The organism is Pseudomonas sp. JV449, from assembly GCF_032424295.1.
GTDB classification, from domain to species: domain Bacteria; phylum Pseudomonadota; class Gammaproteobacteria; order Pseudomonadales; family Pseudomonadaceae; genus Aquipseudomonas; species Aquipseudomonas marginalis.
Genome location: NZ_VYKD01000012.1, coordinates 23644 through 41712 on the forward strand (window position 1 = coordinate 23644; position 18069 = coordinate 41712).

At 60.5% G+C, this 18069-nt stretch carries 14 protein-coding genes; 10 read left to right on the forward strand and 4 right to left on the reverse strand.

The features are described from left to right. Positions 1-18: 18 nt before the first annotated feature. Genes F6S08_RS12045 through F6S08_RS12060 form a run of 4 tightly spaced genes read left to right on the forward strand, consistent with a single transcriptional unit; the run spans position 19 to position 3097 of the window. Entirely contained in the window at positions 19-645 is a 627-nt protein-coding gene (locus tag F6S08_RS12045; RefSeq protein ID WP_065924372.1) for a DNA repair protein, read from the forward strand. A gap of 20 nt (positions 646-665) precedes the next feature. Then, on the forward strand, positions 666-1127 hold the full coding sequence (locus F6S08_RS12050) for a YbjN domain-containing protein (protein WP_065924373.1): 462 nt from the start codon (positions 666-668) through the stop codon (positions 1125-1127). Next, entirely contained in the window at positions 1124-2065 is a 942-nt protein-coding gene (locus tag F6S08_RS12055) for a peptidylprolyl isomerase (protein ID WP_315871640.1), read from the forward strand. Before F6S08_RS12050 ends, F6S08_RS12055 begins: the two co-directional genes overlap by 4 nt. A 51-nt stretch (positions 2066-2116) precedes the next feature. After that, positions 2117-3097: a LysR family transcriptional regulator gene (locus F6S08_RS12060; RefSeq protein WP_065939816.1), complete on the forward strand. Its 981-nt coding sequence runs from the start codon at positions 2117-2119 to the stop codon at positions 3095-3097. Between the two features lie 92 nt (positions 3098-3189). On the opposite strand, the gene F6S08_RS12065 is transcribed toward F6S08_RS12060, so the two are convergent. Next, complete coding sequence (locus F6S08_RS12065; RefSeq protein WP_141691245.1) at positions 3190-8250, reverse strand: dermonecrotic toxin domain-containing protein; 5061 nt, start codon at positions 8248-8250, stop codon at positions 3190-3192. A gap of 165 nt (positions 8251-8415) precedes the next feature. On the opposite strand from F6S08_RS12065, the gene F6S08_RS12070 reads away from it, so the two are divergent. The 3 genes from F6S08_RS12070 to F6S08_RS12080 are packed head-to-tail and all read left to right on the forward strand — an operon-like array spanning position 8416 to position 10502. Further along, on the forward strand, positions 8416-8970 hold the full coding sequence (locus F6S08_RS12070) for a histidine phosphatase family protein (protein ID WP_315871641.1): 555 nt from the start codon (positions 8416-8418) through the stop codon (positions 8968-8970). A gap of 45 nt (positions 8971-9015) precedes the next feature. Then, positions 9016-9771, forward strand: a complete 756-nt coding sequence (gene cobF / locus F6S08_RS12075) for a precorrin-6A synthase (deacetylating) (protein WP_065924378.1) — start codon at positions 9016-9018, stop codon at positions 9769-9771. 11 nt (positions 9772-9782) lie between these two features. Further along, positions 9783-10502, forward strand: a complete 720-nt coding sequence (locus tag F6S08_RS12080) for an alpha/beta hydrolase (protein ID WP_074846284.1) — start codon at positions 9783-9785, stop codon at positions 10500-10502. Positions 10503-10737: 235 nt separating this feature from the next. Here F6S08_RS12080 and F6S08_RS12085 read toward each other — a convergent pair whose 3' ends face one another. The 3 genes from F6S08_RS12085 to F6S08_RS12095 form a co-directional block, all read right to left on the reverse strand. Then, positions 10738-11292 carry a hypothetical protein gene (locus tag F6S08_RS12085; protein WP_065924380.1) on the reverse strand — a complete coding sequence of 185 codons (555 nt, stop codon included), beginning with the start codon at positions 11290-11292 and terminating at the stop codon, positions 10738-10740. 72 nt (positions 11293-11364) lie between these two features. Further along, on the reverse strand, positions 11365-13173 hold the full coding sequence (locus tag F6S08_RS12090) for a monovalent cation:proton antiporter-2 (CPA2) family protein (RefSeq protein ID WP_065949041.1): 1809 nt from the start codon (positions 13171-13173) through the stop codon (positions 11365-11367). Between the two features lie 126 nt (positions 13174-13299). Further along, entirely contained in the window at positions 13300-14157 is an 858-nt protein-coding gene (locus F6S08_RS12095) for an EamA family transporter (protein ID WP_074846290.1), read from the reverse strand. A 104-nt stretch (positions 14158-14261) separates the two neighbouring features. Between F6S08_RS12095 and F6S08_RS12100 the strand changes: the two genes are divergently transcribed. The 3 genes from F6S08_RS12100 (at position 14262) to F6S08_RS12110 (ending at position 18052) form a co-directional block, all read left to right on the forward strand. After that, positions 14262-15044 carry an AraC family transcriptional regulator gene (locus tag F6S08_RS12100; RefSeq protein WP_065924383.1) on the forward strand — a complete coding sequence of 261 codons (783 nt, stop codon included), beginning with the start codon at positions 14262-14264 and terminating at the stop codon, positions 15042-15044. Positions 15045-15137: 93 nt separating this feature from the next. Next, positions 15138-16691 (forward strand): DUF726 domain-containing protein, encoded by a 1554-nt coding sequence (locus tag F6S08_RS12105; protein ID WP_065924384.1) that lies wholly within the window; start codon positions 15138-15140, stop codon positions 16689-16691. Positions 16692-16732: 41 nt separating this feature from the next. Then, positions 16733-18052 carry an Nramp family divalent metal transporter gene (locus F6S08_RS12110; protein WP_065924385.1) on the forward strand — a complete coding sequence of 440 codons (1320 nt, stop codon included), beginning with the start codon at positions 16733-16735 and terminating at the stop codon, positions 18050-18052. Positions 18053-18069: the final 17 nt, after the last annotated feature.

Consider the following 18069-nt stretch of genomic DNA (forward strand, 5'->3'; position numbering starts at 1 on the left):
TGCGCAGGGAGACGCCACATGAACACACGAATCTGCGCGCTGTTACTGCTGCTGGTGAGTACCGGCGCGTCGGCCGAAGGCATGGAGGAGCGCCTGCGTACGCAACTGCGCAGCACCACCCAGCAATTGCAGGCGCTGCAAAGCGAACAGGCCCAGGCCAGTGCCGCACGGCTGGCCGCCGAAAACCAGGCCAAACAGGCCCAGGCGCACATCAAGCAATTGACCGCCGAGCTGGAAAAGGCCCGTGGCATGGCTGAGCAACTGGCCGGCCAGCAACAGAGCCTGCACAGCCAGGCGCAGGCCCAGGTGGCGGCGAGCAACGAGCAGATCGGCAAGTTCAAGAAGGCCTATGACGAATTGCTGGTGCTGGCCAAGGGTAAAGAAGTCGAGCGCGCGCGCCTGCAGGCGGCCTTAAGCGAACGTGACACACAAGTGCAGCAATGTTCAGTCAAGAATCAACAGATGTACGGCGTGGCCCAGCAGTTGCTCGCGGCCTACGAAAAAATCGATGTGGCCGAGGTGATGAGCATTCGCCAGCCGTTCGCCAGCAGCGCACGGGTCAAGTTCGAGGAACTGGCCCAGGGTTTTGGCGACGATCTGTACAAGAGCCGTTTTGATGCGCCCCAGGCAGCCGCCAATCACTGATAGACAAGGAAGAGATCACCATGAGCGAATTGATCACCAGCGTCACCGTCCAGAGCCTCACCGACCTGTTGCAGGACGCCGGCTACCGGGTTAACCAGAGCGAACAGAACGGCATCGTGCAGTTGCTCAGCGCCAGCCAGGGCATCGGCTTTGCCGTGCGCTTCGGTAACCCGGCGGCGGAGCAGGGCAGCTATGTGGACTTCACCTACAGCTGCGCGCTGCGGGTACAGGGCGAGTTGCCCGAGGGCCTGGCCCCGGTATGGAACGCCTCGCGGCGCTTTGCACGGTTGTCGGTGCAGGGCGAGTTCCTGTTGATGGAAATGGACGTGGTGGTGGCCGGCGTTGGCGTCACGCACCTGCGCAGCCAGCTGGAATTGTGGGATCGCCTGTTGCAGGAGTTTATCGTCTACCTGCGTGAGTACAGCCAGCAGGCCGCGCAGTTGCAGGCTGCCGCGGTGGGTGAAGAGGCGGCGGTGCTGTGAAAAAGCCAACCCTGATGCTCGGCGCGGGGGCGCTGGCTGTGCTGGTGGTGGCCGTGGCGTTGAGCCTGCGACCGGGCAGCGACCCGGTGGCGGCGCAGCAACCGGCGCCGGTGATCAATCCCGCGCCGAGCGGGCCAGCGGTGGCGCGCCTGGGCAACCAGCAGATCGACCTGGCGGAGCTGAAAAGCGTGCTGGCCAGCCTGCCGGCCGAATCCCGCGAGCAACTGCGCGGCAACCGTGGCGCCCTGGAAACCTGGATCCGCTCACGCCTGGCGCAAAAAGCCGTGCTTGAACAGGCCGATGCCCAGGGCTGGCGCCAGCGCCCGGAGGTGGAGCAGCAGACCCGCGCCGCCGCCGAGCAGATCGTGTTTCGCGACTACATGCTGTCGGTCAGCCATGTACCGGCCGACTACCCCAGCGCCGCCGAGTTGCAACAGGCCTACGACAGCGGCAAGGCGCAATGGGTGACGCCGCCGTTGTACCAGGTGAGCCAGATTTTCCTCGCGGTGAATGACCCGCAAAACCTCGATGCCGTACGGCGCCAGGCCCAGGACCTGAGCCGCAAGGCCCAGGCCGCACCGGCTGATTTTGCCGCCCTGGCCACGCAGTTTTCCCAGGACCCCGACAGCGCCGCACGCGGTGGCGATTCGGGGATGCAGCCGTTGCAGCAACTGGTGCCGGAGGTGCGCGGCGCGGTGGCGCGGCTCAAGGTCGGTGCGGTCTCAGACGTGGTGCAGAGCCCGGCCGGGTTTCATGTGCTCAAGCTCATCGGCCAGCAACCGGCGCGCACCGCCACCCTGGACGAGTTGCGTGAACGCCTGACCCAGGCCCTGCGTGCCCAGCGCCAGGAGCAGATCGCCAAGGCCTACCTGGAAGGCATGCTCAACACCGCGACCTTGAGTATCGACGGCGCCGAGTTGAACAAAGTGCTGGAGTAACACGCCTCAACCCGCATTGGATGCACAGACCAACCAGACAGGGAGTCTCCCATGGCATTTCTCGAACCGTCTGCCCCACAGGGGCCCACTGCTTACCGTGCACCTACCGAGCCACGCAGTGCCTGGCTGGCCCTGGCCAGCGAGATCGACCCGGAGGTGGCCCGCTACTTTCTGGTGAGTGCGCGCTGCGGCTGTTTCATGCAGGCCGCGCGCAGCCTGAATATCAAGGCAACCCTGTTGCGCAAGCGCCTGGCCCAGCTGGAGGAGCACCTGCGCCATGCGCTGTTCAGCTACCAGGGCAACGGCCTGGTGCTCAGCCGCGACGGCCAGCAATTGCAGGCCCAACTGATCGCCCTGGCCCATGAACGGCGCCTGCCGGTACTGGAACAGCCGCTGATTCGCCTGGCGGTGGCCGAGCCGATCCTGCACGACATCCTCGGCCGCGACCTGATCGCCTTGCTGCGCCGCAATGCCAGCGTGCGCCTGGAGATCATCTCCCTCGACAGCCATCTGTCCCTGCAGGCGGTGGACGTGGATGTGGTGCTGTGGCTGGCGGACACCGACGGCCCGGTGCCCGGCCCGAGCTTTGTCACCGAACCGCCGCGGGCGCTGGCGCGATTGCGGTACCTGCCGCATATCGCCAAGCGCTATTCACGCCTGACCACGCGCCCGGACAGCGTGGAAGACCTGGCTGACTACATGCTGGTGCAATGGCAGCCGGACGCCCAGGTCGAGGCGCTGCAGCCGTGGAACCAGGTGGTGCAACAACGCCAGGCGGCGGTGGTGCAGGTGCATGCCTATTCGCTGATGCTGGAGATGATCCGCTGCGGCGCCTGCATCGGTTTGCTGCCGCACTACATGAGCAGCTTCGACCGGGGGCTGGTGGCGTTGCCGGGGTTGTTGGCCGAGGACAGCATGCAGCGCCAGGTGTGGCTGGCGGTGAATGCGCAGGTGCGCCACCCCGAGGCGGTGCAGATGATCGTCGAGTTGATCGTCGGTACGTTCGAGGGGCGGCGGGAGTGGTTTGATTAGTGGAAACAGCTTTGCAAATCGAGCCGTTCACTGCTCTGGGAGGCTGGGCGGGCTGCCGCCACCGTTAAGGCGGCGACGGCCGTGCGCACCCCTCACTCGGGTGTGAAGGTTTTCCACTCGTTTACCGCTGGCTCCACTTCACTTCGAGAATCGCGCATCAGCCAGTACCTGCCTTCTGTGACTTCAAAGAAAGGGACGTTACCCATGGGAGCCTCTACGGTCAGGCCAGTGGCATTGGCCAGCTTCTGGGGGAAGGCCGTCTGGGCAGCCTTATCGACGAGCAATCTAAGTGAGGTGGATTTTGTTTTGTCGCGCACCGGGGCGATCAGTGTGGCAAGGCTTTCCGGCGTCTGAGAGGTGGCTTCATTCAAGGACCCTTCAAATGTGTCTAGGGTGACTTCACTCCCCACGATATTTAATCGGTTATTTGGATTTTTGCCCGATCCATCAATGAAAAATTCAAATTGTTTATTTTCAGACGGGATCATCAGAATACTCTGGGCCTTCTGTTCGGGCGCTGATAGTTTTTCAAAGTCTCGGAAGTCATCGTAGCTGCGTATCGTCGCATCTTGTCGCGTGGGGATGAAGCTGGGATCGCTGGGGGATAGTTTGACTTTTGGTGGCCCGAAACGAGAAGGTTTGTAATTTGTCTCGACTGTCGCAACCACGGGTTTTTCAGTGGTTCCGATATTTATCTGTATCGGCTTGCCGTGTGGCTTGCTCGCCGTGGCGCTGGTGTAGTCTTGGACATATTTTTGTTGCATCGTAAGGCCTGCGAGTGTGTCGACTTCATCTTTAGATAGTGCAGGAAACTCTTTTGTAAAGTCAGTTACAAAATCATTGAATACGTCTTGGGGGTGAGTGCCCAGTGCAAAGCCTGAGTACACTTTTCCTTCAAAGCCTTTGAACGGTACGCCTGTAACTTCATGTAGATCGGTAGCGAGAGCTTTATCACCTCCATTTGCGGAGTAGCAGGTGAGGATACGCGCTGCTTTATAGTCTTTAATGTCGATGCCTCGGCTCAAGAGCTCAAAATATATGTCGCTGGCTGATAGTTTTCTTCCACCTTCGCCCATTAGTTTTGTCGGTTCGCCCGGTTCTGGCTCATATCCATGCCCGATAATATTTATGCGTTTTTCACCGTTGTAGACATCTTCAAAAGTTTGAACGCCACCATCGATGGCCTTGACGTTTTCGATGCGCCCTCCCAACGCCACGATATTGTTCGTTATTGGCGATCGCGCAACTTCGGGCAACATGCCGACGGTATTGCTTGAGTTTGAATGTGCCGCAGATGCTGAGCCTGGAGAGCGTGTACGTAAGTGAAGTACCAGTATTGCGAGGTTGGTCAACAGATCGGTAACGGCGGCTTCCTTGTGGCCGTCCTTTTCATTGGCCAGGGTTTCGATATCGCCAAGGATTCCCTGAGTCTGCAACGCCAGGCCGATGACGGCTGCGGGGCCGCGAAGGGCGGGCAAGACGGCGTTGAGGACGAGAAACCCACCTTCTTTCAGGGTTGCCCAGCGACTTTCCGCGTTTGACACCGTTTGCTGTTCGGCCAGCGTTGTCACGGTCTTGGCGTTAGCCTCGTACAGGTGGCTCATCAGTTGCCCGGCTTGCAGTTTTGCCCCTATGTCATCAATCCCGGCGCCGGTGGTGGCGAGTGTGGGGGCCGCCGGTGTGCTCGGTATAGTGAAGTCATCAATAAACACTCTGTTACGGTGCAGGTGAGGTTCGCTGAAACCACCGTGGGCATAGACTGTGCGGGTCGTTTCATCGGGCATCCAGGCCAGAATATCGTTTTGTAACTTTCCGGGTTTCTGGATGGCCTCCATCAATGCCTTGCGAGAAGGAAACTGCATCAGTGGAGCATCGGCCATCAGCGGGCGATAGAGAACATGCGGACCGACGGTGCTGTCCTTGGGTTCGATCAGGTACATGTTCTCGACGATGTCAGGCGATGCGCCAGGTTCGGGCACGAATGCCAATGGGCGCATCGTGATTTCATTGCCATTGACGGACTTGGTACCGGGAGTGGGGTCAAGTACCGCTTGAAGGTAACGAAACCCCATGGCGTTATCGAAACCAGACGCGCCTTTGGCGGTCAACTCCAGCGCCTTCATCTTTAGTTCAATCGGTACTTGTTGCACAAAACGTAGCTGACGTTCTGCTTTTTTTGCAGGGTCATCCAGCAACTCGCGTTTAAGCAAGTCTGGGTAGTTCTTTCCGACGTTGACTTTTTCAATCAACGCTTTGAGGGCGCCTTCTTTGCCCAGCGCCGGTATCAGCGTTCCCGTTGGTTTGTGGCGGACCTCTATGCTACCGCCAGGTAATCCAGCAAGGTTCTGGATGAACGCGTCGCTCAGGGCCATTTTAGTGGTCTGGATGGCTCCGAATCCGAACCCGGCCCCCGTGCCGCCATACGGCGTGTGAAACAGCACTTCTACATCATTGATGTCATAAGGGACGGGGGGCGGTGACAGCGCATTCAGTTGGTTCTGGGTATACGTGCGGATATCCGGGATACCGCTGTTATAGGTGTGTTCGTTGTTGCGATGCATGTAGCCCGCCAGTTCCATGGTGAGCTCATGCAGGATGAAGCGGTTGGCATCGGAGGTATTTTTTATCCAGTCGGACATCTTGTTCTGGGGCTGCCCAGGAGGCTGCGAGTCGAGCAGTGTGGAGTCGGTGGTGACTGCATCCGCTGCTTTGCTGTTGATAATAATGCTTGCTTGGATGTAGAACGCATTCACGTCCAATTGGGTGAGGGCGGTGCTGAACGTTGTGGTCGGCTGTTGTGTTTTCAGGTTTTGGTCCCAGGCCTGTTTGACTGCGGCCAACGAGGCATAGGGGGTTACCTTGCCGCTTGGCTCGCACACCAGCACGATCGTACGTCCCGCCACCTTACGTTCCATGACCAGGTTGGGGGTTAGATATTGCGGGGTATCGGGACGACTACTGTCAGTGCTGGAGAACCTATACACGATCACTTCGGAGCCGTCAGCCAATTTGGGACGTGTCGATCCTTGGGGATACCTTACCGCCATGTCGAGGGTTTCGCGTTGCAAGTCATCCAGCCCAGGGTGTTTCAGGCTGGCCAGGCGCAGGTTGCTACGTATCAGTTCACTGAGCATCAACCGACGATCTCCGGCGAAAATGGGCGTGACACTCACCGCCGTGTCGGCGCCTAAACCAGGGGCCGGTTCGTTGAAAGGTGGCTTGCCCCAATAATCGAGTTTGGCTGTCTGAAGCGCTTCGTTCAGCTTGCCGGGCAACTGGCTGATCGCCTGTTGGAGCGCTGATTTATCGATGTCAAGCGCGGTGCCCGCAGGATCGCCTGTACGTGCCTGCACGTCCGCACGAGTGTCGACAAACTTGCCGTCACTGCTGAACACGGGAGCGTCAGCGCCGGCGATGTGGTTAATCGCCAGTTCCATCAGGGGTATTTCCAGGTATTGACCGGGATTTGCCGGGTTGGGGACGGCGAAGGCCAACTGCTGGACATCCACATTCAATGAGGGGGATGCCTTATTGATGGCGTCCTTGAGCAATCCGGCTACCACTGCTTGCATGTTCGGTTCCCCTTCAAACAGACGCTGGCCGATGGTGTTCACGGGCCCAACGGTCGGCGGGGCGGGCGGCGTGGGTATGGCCGCATCGACCAGGTTGCGTCTGAACGGCGGTGTGGGAGTGGCGAAGCTGGGAACTGGGAGTCCTTCCCTGCGCGCCACGCGCTGTTTGGCTGCCTGTTGGCGTTCGCGAACCACAAGGGAGGCGGCGTCGTTCGGAGGATTGTCTTTGAGCAGGGCGGGGAAACCGTCGCGAATGAGCCCCGCGTTTTGTTCGGCCCACTGCGGTGAGCCGTAATGTTCGCGTACGCCGTAAAATTCCATAATGCCCGCTATCGGGTAGAGATAGTCTCCGTAGTTGTAGTTCGGCAAGGCCATCGGCCCGCTACCTCCTATCTCGCGGGCCACTTTCAAGATGGCAGGTTGAAGGGCTGCCCACTGTTTATGTTCAGCGGGAAGTGTGAGCCATTTGATGCGGCCGTCTGAGTCTGGCCCCCAGGCAGACAGACGCCCATCCGAATGGATCACTACACTTTCGATATCCAGGTTGTGTGCTTGCATGAAGCGCTTGAACGCGTCGCTGGAGAGCGCCTCTTTATAGGCTTGTGCTGCCTGTACATAGGACGAATCTTCAGGGGTACCGATGAGGACCCCCTTGGTCGCGTCGGCGCGGGGGTTCATGGCTTTGATTGTCACCAGCCTGCTGAGCATGCGCGCCAGTTCCCGGTCGGCTTCCTCGACACGTTCCGAAGGTGTCGGTGTGCGGTTTGCGTCAGCTACCCCCCTGGTGTGGTTATAGGTTGCCATGGCGATGGCGTTCTCTACTTCGGCTTGTGCCGTCCTGACGCGCGTGGCTTGCGGCGTAAGTGGGCCGTTTAAGGGCATCAGGGTTTTGAATTTATTGTTGTACTGCAAGTCGCGTATCGCACTGGGCAGGTCGTTTGGAAAGTTCGAGAAGGCTTCGCCATAGAAGTTGCTCACCACGTCAATGGGCGCGTTGCGTGCGCCGGTGTACCGAAACGATTCAAGTCGACCGGCGGCTACTTCTTTTGCCGCCGCTGCAACACCTGCGCTGGCTTCTTTCCAGCCGGGCGTATGGCTCGAGAAGAGTTGAATTTTGCCATTGATACTGCATTCCATATCATCCGCGTGGGGGAACCATCTGATCGTGGAAATATCGATGTTATTTTCCTTGGCATAGCGTGCAAACGGCTCTTGAGTGAGTGCTTGAGCGAAGAGTGCCCACGCCTGGCCGAAGGTGGAAAATGGTGGAATGTCAGTGATCGTTGGAAGTTGACCACCGTTTTTTATCACGGACTTTTTGCGACTTTCCAGCAACATCAATGCGGCGCAATACTGGCTTGCCATTTCACTGTCGCTTTTCTCCACAAGGTGTTTGCTTTGTTTCTGGATGCGTTGAAAACGTGCATCCGTTGGGGAGGGCTGCGGATTCACAGGCCACTGTGTGACAGTTTGAGTAAGTGATCGTTTGGCTCTTGGATGTTCTGACGCGCCATTGTTCTGACCGGCCTCCTGTGAGACCGGGTGCGGCTGTACGACAATCGCCTGGGGCGTGATAATCATGAGGTTTTCTCGTAATGGTCAGGGAAATAACGACACCGTAATTGCACTTTGCTGCGTCCGACGTATGACGCGTGGCTTGTAGGGAGTGGTATGGTTAAACTCGGCGGTTCCGCACGTGTGTATCAGGTTTATACGAGGCGCTATCCCGATGCAGAGTGAGCAGTGATGCAGGCCACCCGCTTGAGCCTCATCTGCCATGCCGCCACACCCGCTCAAAAGTACGGGCGTTTTCCCGATAACGAGTCCGTGGTCATGGATTGGCAAGCGGCGGCGCTGTCCCTGGCCGGGCGCTATAAGAAGAAAACGCGTCTGCTGTGCGCGCCCGAGGCACGCGCCTGGCAAACGGCAGGATTGTTCGGCAGTCAGGCGGTGATTGAAGAGGCCTTGCGCGATGGCGACTTTGGCGACTGGAAGGGCCAGGCCATCAGTCAGTTACGCAGCGATGCGTTAATGGACTGGATGACCCACAGCACCCGTGCGCCCCACGGTGGCGAGTCGGTCGAGCAGATTTGCGCGCGGGTCGCGGCGTGGATGAAAACGCTTGAGGCGCAACCCGGGCACGTGGTGGCCATTACCCATCCCTTTGTGATCCGCGCGGCGATGTTGCACGTCATGCAGTTTCCGGTGTCGATGTTCTATCGGATCGATGTCGAGCCCCTGTCCGCTACCGAACTGCGCTTCAACACGGTGTGGCGCTTGCGCCTGGAAACTCACGCCTGAGTGCGTGAACATGGCAAAATCCACGCCCCGCAATGAGAGCAACCCATGAAACGCATCCTGATCATCGGCATTGGCGCCGGCAACCCTGACTACATCACGATGCAGGCCGTGAAAGCGCTGAACCGCACCGACGTGTTTTTCCTGATGGACAAGGGCCAGAGCAAGGACAAGTTGATCGACCTGCGCCGCGAGATCTGCGAGACCTACATCACCGAACCTGGCTACCGCTTTGTCGAGGCCGAGTGCCCCGAGCGCGTACGTGGCGAGATCGACTACACGACTGCTGTGCAGGACCTCAACCGCGACAAGCAGGCAACTTTCGAGCGCATGATCAACGAGGAAATGGCCGACGGTGAAGTCGGTGCGTTCCTGGCCTGGGGCGACCCGGCGCTGTACGACAGCACTATCCGCATCTTGCAGGCGATCCTGGCCAGTGGCCGCTGCGCCTTTGAATTCGAAGTGATCCCCGGTATCACCAGCGTGCAGGCCCTGGCGGCCCAGCATAAGGTGGCGTTGAACCGTATCGGCAAGTCCATCGAGATCACCACCGGGCGTCGATTGGCGGCGGGGCAGGCCAGCGATGCCGATACCCTGGTGGTCATGCTCGATGCGGAAGATTCCTACCGTACGGTGGCCGATCAGGACCTGGATATTTACTGGGGTGCTTACCTGGGCACGCCAGACGAGATCCTGATCAGCGGCAAAGTCAGTGAAGTGGCTGAAGAGATCGAACGGGTGCGCAAGGCGGCGCGCCTGGAGAATGGCTGGATCATGGACACTTACTTGTTGCGCAAACCCTGAGGTAACGTCCCATGCTCAAACTGCTTGCCCTCGCACTGACCCTGGTGGCCGGCGTTGCCCACGCTGATTCCGAGCTGCACACCGATTTGCCGCTGGCGTACCTGGAACAGACCCAGGGCGATGCGCGCAACGAGCCGCTGGTGATTTTCCTGCACGGGTTCGGTAGCAATGAGGAAGATCTGTTTGGCATCAAGGACGCGCTGCCGTCCACCTGGACCTACCTGTCGGCCCGTGCGCCGACGCCGGTGCAGCCGAATGGCTTTCGCTGGTTTACCAAGGCGCCGGGTGACGGTGACTACGATGGTGTGACCGCTGATTTGCAGAGCAGCGCCAAGCTGATCAAGGACTTTGTCGGCAAAGCCACCGCCAAGTATCACACCCGGCCTGACCGGGTGTTCCTGGTGGGGTTCAGCCAGGGCGCGATCATGTCGTATGAGGTGGCCTTGCGCGACCCGCAGCTGGTGCGCGGCATTGCGGCATTGAGTGGCAGCGTGCTGCCGGTGCTCAAGGCTGAGCTGAAGCCGGATGAGCGCTTGAACAAATTGGCGATCTTTATCGGCCACGGCACCCTGGACCAGGCACTGCCGTATGCGTCGGCGACGCGGGCGAATGAGGTGTTGGTGGGGCTTGGGTTGAAGCCGGAGTTTCATGGCTATCCGGGGATGAACCACACCGTCAGTGAGGCGGAAGTGCAGGACTTGAAAGCGTGGCTGGAAACAAATTTGAAGTGAGCGCGCTGAATGAAGGTGGGAGGGGGCTTGCCCTAATGCCAGTCAGCTAAGGCTTTTTGTAGGAGCGAGCTTGCTCGCGAAAAACTCACAGGCGCCGCGTTCATTCAGGAAGCACGCGTTATCGTTGACGTTTTTCGCGAGCAAGCTCGCTCCTACAGGAGGCGATGTACGCTTAACTGACTGGCATTAGGGCAAGCCCCCTCCCACATTTGATGGGCGTTGTCAGGACTCTTTGTTATTTGCCGCCGGTAATCTGCTTCACCAGCTCTGCATGCCCCTTCGTATCATCGGCCCGCGAGATCGCCTGGATTACCAGCAAGTGGTTGCCGGAGCCGCCGAGAAACGTGGAGTTCAAGGTCTTGCCACCGCCCTGGGTGGCGGTGCTGTCAACCTGGCGCAGGCCGAGGCCCTTGAAGGTCAGTTTCTTCTCGCTCAGCTTCTTGAAGTCGGGCAGGGCAGCGCTCTGGTCCTTGACGAAGCCGGCCACGGCGCCATCGAGGAACTGCGGGTCGTTGTCCTTGATGCTCACCCCGTCGTTACGCACGGTTTCGGCGACGATCACCACGCTTTTCGTGGTCTGGTTGGCGTACATCGTGCCTTGGGTATCAGCGGTGCCGTCCTCGGCCTTGCCGGCCGGGAGGGTGTCGGCGGCGTAAGCCTTGGGCAGATTGAAGTTGAACTTACCGCCCAAGGTGGAAATGGTTTGCGTGGCCGGCTTGGCGGCGGCGAAGACGCTGCCGGCGGTCAGCGCGAGGGCCAGCAGGATAGCGGTCTTGGTGAACGTGGCCATGAAGCGCTCCAGGGGTGAACGAGATTGCGGCACATTCTGTCAGAAAATTCGCAATATCGTTCGCCCTTAGCCTCACACCTTGTCGGACTCTTCCTCAAGCCGATCCATCTCAAACAGTCGCGCCAGTTCCGCCCGGGCTTCCTGGGCGGTTTGCATCACCTTGGCCGCATCGTCGTACACCGCGTGCTGGGCGGCGAGCACTTGCAGGTCGTGGTGCTTGAAGCGGGTGATGCGGGCATCGGCCTGGGCCTGGGTCAACCCAAGGCCCACCAGGGTGCGACGGCTCATTTCCAGGCTGGAGTAGAAGGTCTCGCGAACCGGCGAGGCGTCGAGGTCCACCAGGCGGTGCACGTGCTGGCGGTTACGCGCACGGGCGATGATCTGCATGTGCGGGTAGAGGTTGCGCACCAGTTCGGCGGTCTTGATGTTGATCTCCGGGTCGTCCATGGCGATCACGAAGAACTCGGCCTGGTCGACCTTGGCGGCGTGCAGGATCTCCGGACGTTGCGGATCACCGTAGAACACCGGCATGCCGCCGAAACTGCGGGTCAGCTCGATGGTTTCCACCGAGGTGTCGAGGGCGATGAAGGAGATGTTCTGCGCGCGCAGGATCCGCGCGACGATCTGGCCCATACGGCCCATGCCGGCGATCACCACGCGCGGCGCATCGCTTTCGATGGTGCGGTATTCCTCCGGGACTTCCACCGGCTTGACCTTGGGCTTGAACAGCTTGGGGCAGACCAGCAGCAACAGCGGGGTGACGGCCATGGACAGGGTGATGGTCAGCACTAGCACGTCGTAGAGGTGCGGTTCGAACAGGCCCTGGTCGCGGCCGATCTTGAACACCACAAAGGCGAACTCACCGCCCGCAGCCAGCACCACACCCAGGCGCAGGGCGCTTTCGCGGTTGAGATCACCTACCATGCGGCCCACGGCGTACAGCAGCGGCAGCTTCAAACCGATCAACAGCAGGGTCAGGCCGATCACCACCAGCGGTGAGCTGAGCAGCAGGCTGAGGTTGGCGCCCATGCCCACGCTGATAAAGAACAGCCCCAGCAGCAGGCCCTTGAACGGCTCGATCTGGGATTCCAGTTCGTGGCGGTACTCCGAGTCCGCCAGCAGCAGGCCGGCGAGGAAGGCGCCGAGGGCCATGGACACACCCACCAGTTCCATCAGCCAGGCGGTGCCGATCACCACCAACAGGGCGGTGGCGGTGGACACTTCGCGCAGGCCGGTCTTGGCGACGATGCGAAACACCGGCCGCAGAAGGTAGCGGCCGCCGATGATCACCACGGCAATACTGCCGAGGATCTGCAGGACGTGTTGCAGGCCCTGGGCTTCGGTGGTCGGATGATCGCTGCCGGCCAGCAGCGGCACCATGGCAATCAACGGGATCGCGGCGATGTCCTGGAACAGCAGGATCGCAAACGCCAGGCGCCCGTGGGGCTGGTTCAGCTCCTTGCGCTCGGCCAGGCTTTGCAGGCCGAACGCGGTGGACGACAGCGCCAGGCCAAGGCCGAGCACGATTGCGCTGTTCCACGACTGGCCAAACAGCCACAACGCCACCGCTCCCATGACCAGGCCGGTGAGCAGCACCTGGGCCAGGCCGACGCCAAATACCGCCTTGCGCATCACCCATAAACGCTTGGGCGACAGCTCCAGGCCGATGATAAACAGCAGCAACACCACGCCCAGTTCGGAGAACTGCGCGACGCTTTGCGGGTTGCCAATCAGGCCCAACACCGACGGACCGATGATCACGCCGGCAAACAGATAGCCCAGCACCGCGCCCAATTGCAGGCGCTTGGCCAGGGGCACGGTCAGCACGGCGGCGAGCAGGAACACCACGGCTGCTTGTAACAGATTGCCTTCATGGGGCATTGCGAACTCCAGGATCTTTAAAACCAATCGACAGGAGGGTATTAGAGCGCTTTTTACCTTTCGAAAATTGTGTTTTTGCTGCGTTTGAGGGGACAACACGCCAGTGTGTGTCTGGCGGCGGGCGGTTCACACCGGCTTGCGGTATAAACCCACGGCCAGGCCGGCGATGATGATCGCAATCGAGATCAGGTCTGGCGAGGGAACGCGCTCGCCAATCAGCAGCATCGAACTGCTGATCCCGAACACCGGAATCAACAACGACAGTGGCGCCACCGTGGACACCGGGTACAGCTTGAGCAGCGAGTTCCAGCCCCAGTAGGCAAAGTGCGTCGCCAGGTACACCTGAAACAGAATGGACAGGATCGCAATGATGTCGAGGCTGGATTGCAAGCCTTCGAACGGCGCGCTGCCATGCATCAGCCAAGCCATGAGAAATAACGGGATCGGCGGAAACAGGCTGGCCCACACCATGAACGAGAAGACCTCAGTGACCCCCGACTTCTTGATGATGACGTTACCCACGCTCCAGGCCAGCGCACTGAGTACGATCAACATCACACCCAGCACTGCGTGGCTGCCTTCTCGGGTGGAGATGATAGCTGCCAGGCCGATCAGGGCCATAAATGCACCCGCCATTTGCGTCCCGCGGAGTGTTTCCCTGAACAACACGCAACCCCAGCCCATGGTGAAAAATACGCTGAGTTGAATGATCAATGACGCGATGCCGGGGCTCACACCCCTCTCGATGCCATAGTTGATCACGCCCCACATGCCCAGCCCGAAGATGACGCCGTAGGCGGCCACGTAGCTGAATTTGACGGCGGGGCGCTTGATGAAGAACACCAGCGGCAGGGCGGCGAGGGAAAAGCGGATGCCCGTGAGGACAAAAGGGTCGACCGAGCGCAGGCCGAGTTTGGTGATGGGGAAATTCACCCCCCATACCAGGGTGACGAGCACGGCTAGCGCCAGGTGTTTTTTCAGCATGGAATGTTCCCTTGGTCATGACGCTTTTTCGAGGGCGTTGATGTTAGGGGAGTGGCGGGTTGGCCCGCTTGCTATGCAAGGCCATCTTTTGACAGAATCGGGCCATGATTCCGACCTTTGATTCCGCCAGCCCAGAAGCCGTGGTAACGCTGCGCGAATACCCTTGCGGCACCGTCTTTGAGCGGCACACGCACTCACGTGGGCAGTTCGCCTATGCCTCCACCGGCGCGCTGAAAATGTTCACCGATCTCGGCAACTGGGTGGTACCGCCGCAACGGGCGATCTGGGTGCCGGGTGGTGTGCCCCATGAAATGCATATGCGCGGGGATGTGGTGATGCTCAATACCTACCTGGACACCGATGCCGCTAAGCGGGCGCGGTTGCAGGACCGCTGCCAGGTGTTTGAAGTGTCGCCCCTGCTCAGGCATTTACTGGAGGCGGCGCTGGCTATCGACTCCTCGGCATTACCCAGCGTGAGGCATCACTGCGTGCTGACGCTGTTGATTGATGAAATCGGAGCCATGCCCGAGCTGCCACTCAGCGCGCCATTGCCGTGCGAGCCGCGGCTGGCGCGAGCGTGTCAGCGCTTCCTGGATGCGCCCACGCAGAAAATCACCCTCGACGAGATGGCTGATTGGTCGAACATGAGTCGGCGCACCTTCACCCGCCATTTCTACGAGGGCACGGGGATGACGTTCGTGTCCTGGCGCCAGCAGGTGTGCCTATTGGAAGCCACCGCACGGCTAAGCCATGGCACGTCCATCACCGATGTCGCGTTCGAATTGGGGTTCAGCAGTTCCAGTGCATTCACCTCCGTGTTCCGGCGCAACCTGGGGGATTCGCCGGCGCGCTACCTGGCCAAATCAAAGGCTGCGGCGCAGTTCTGAGCCTTCGCGACCGCCACGCCGGTCAGGATTCACCGTTCTACAGGCCTCCCTTTGTTATTATCGCCGTCCCTCGTTACCAGGAGTCACCGGCCCATGCAGCACCAGTGGGATGAAATGCACCGCACCCGCAAGCCCACGTTCGTATTGTGCGGCGAGCCTCAGGGCGATGTGCTCAATCTCTATGTTCACGGTTACTCGGCGTTCTTTAACCGGCAACAGCTGGGCAATTTCAAGCAACAGCTGGCGGGTATCGAGGGTTCGACCAACCTGATGCTGTTCTGGCCGGCGGGGCATTTTCTGGAAAACCTGTTTGCGCCCTTCAAGGAGGTGATCGCCGCGATGCTGGGTGGTGGCAGCATCGGTGCCGCGACCGTCGGCGTGGGCAAGGCGATTGCCTATTTTCTCGACCACTACAAAAGCGTCGAGGCGCGGGTGGAGGAAGTGGCCAGGAGCTTACTGCCGGAGCTGGCCAGCTACCTGCATGGCGAGGCGCTGCAGGTGCGGCGTATCAACCTGATCGGGCATTCCCTGGGGGCGCGGATTCTGGTCAAGAGCCTGCTTGCCAGCCCGGATACCGCACGGGAACTGCCGTTGGACAACCTGCTGTTGATGGGCGGAGCGATCTGTACGTCCAGCCCTTGGGATGAGGTGTGTGCGCCGCTCAAGGGGCGGGTGATCAATTGCCACTCCAGCAAGGACTGGGCCCTGGCCATGAAGCCGGACACCGAGCGGTGCATCGGCCGGTATGCGATCCCGGTGACGCCGGCACTCAAGGCCAAGGTTACCAATGTGCACCTGGCTACCTTTGATCATGCCGCGTACTGGCCGCAGTTGCAGACCGTGGTGCAGTACACCGACCTCTTGCATGAGCGGCGCGGCGTGATCCGCGCCGACCAGCGCAGCAGCGAGGTACGCTTTGCCGAAGAGGACACCGACTTGCTTGCGGCCCTGGTGCAGGCGCGGCCGGAGGAGCTGGCGTTCCTGGCCGAATTGATGGCGCAAAAGCGCAGTGCGTCGATTGACGCCACGGTACGCGAGCCGCTCAAGCTGGCCATCGAGTTGCAGCGCATGGGCGGCGACAGCTTTATGAACCTTGCCCGTGGCCATGGCGTGAACTATCGGCAGATTGCCGAAGAGGTGGCGCAGCGACTGGGAATCAAGTTTGCCGAGCCCGTTGAAACGGTGGCACTGGCTGACCTCGAAGCCCAGGTCGCGGAAAAACTGCTCGAGCAGTACAAGGACAAACTCAGCCACGCCGACCGCCAGGTATTCGACGCTGAACTCAAGGCGGCGGCGCAAAAGGAGCTGGGTCTGTTCAGCCGTTTCGATGTCGGCCGAACAGCCACTACGGCGTTGAGCGGCACGGCGCTGGCCGGGTTGACCGGGTTTATCCTGCGTCGTGGTGCGGCCTCCGCGATCCCGGTGGTCGGCCAGGCGTTGGCGGCGGCGATGTTGCTGGTGAGCGGTGTACGGGCGTTTTCCGGCCCGGCGTACTCGATCACCACCCTGGCCGTGCTGGTGATCGGGGTGATTCGCCAGCGCATGGAGCGTGAAGCCTTGAACCAGGAGATGGACCTGGTGGTACAGGTCGTGGAGGCGTTTGACCTGCCTCGGGAGACGGTGATGCGCACGGTTGCGTCCGACTGATAAGCTGAGCCCCTGTCGAGTATGTTTGCCTGGGATACCGCGTGAAATTCAGCCTGCCGAAAATCGCTACCGCTCCATTCTGCCCGCCGGAAGTGGCCGGCTCCGTTGCCGTTGACCCCAAGGCGTCCTTCTTCAAGCGCATCCTGATGTTCGCCGGCCCCGGCCTGCTGATCTCCATCGGCTACATGGACCCAGGCAACTGGGCCACGGCCATCGAAGCCGGGTCGCGCTACGGCTACAGCCTGTTGTTCGTGGTATTGCTCGCCAGCCTGGCGGGGATGGCGGTGCAGTGCCTGTGCTCGCGGTTGGGTATCGCTACCGGCAAGGACTTGGCGCAACTGTGCCGTGAGCGCTACAGCAAACGCTCCGCACGCACCCAGTGGGTGCTGGCGGAAATCTCCATCATCGCCACCGACCTCGCCGAAGTACTCGGCTGCGCCCTGGCGTTTCACCTGCTGCTGGGCGTTTCCCTGACCACCGGTATTGTCATCACCGCCTTCGATACGCTGTTGGTCCTGGCCCTGCAAAACCGTGGTTTTCGCCGCCTGGAGGCGATCATGCTGGCGCTGGTGGCGACCATCGGCGTGTGTTTCTTCATTGAGCTGGTGCTGATCAAACCGTATTGGCCGGATGTGTTCAGTGGCTTCACCCCATCCCTGTCGGCCATCAGCGATGCCGCGCCGTTGTACCTGGCCATCGGTATTCTCGGCGCCACGGTGATGCCCCATAACCTCTACCTGCACAGCTCGATCGTGCAAACCCGCCTGATCGGCAAAGACCTCGCCAGCAAACAGGACGCGGTCAAGCTGGCCCGGATCGACACCATTGGCTCCCTGGCCCTGGCACTGCTGGTCAACGCCGCGATCCTGATACTCGCCGCCTCCGCCTTCTACAAGACGGGGCACACTGAGGTGGTGGAGATCCAGGACGCCTACCGCTTGCTCGACCCGCTGGTGGGCGGCGCCTTTGCCAGCATCCTGTTCGGCATCGCCTTGCTGGCGTCCGGGCAAAGCTCGACCTTTACCGGCACCATCGCCGGGCAAGTGATCATGGAGGGCTACCTCAACCTGCGCATTCCCTGCTGGCAACGCCGCCTGATCACCCGTGGGCTGGCGCTGATCCCGGCGTTTCTCGGGGTGTGGTTGATGGGCGACCAGGCCATTGGCAAGCTGCTGATCCTCAGCCAGGTGGTGCTCAGCCTGCAGTTGCCGTTTGCGTTGTACCCGTTGATCCGCATGACCGGCGACAAGCAGCTGATGGGGCCGTTCGTCAATCGCCTGCACACTCGGGTGTTGGCGTGGTTTCTGTTTGCGCTGATCAGTGGCGCCAATGCGTGGTTGATTGGGCAGTGGGTGTTCTGAGTTCCAGGCCGTGGGTG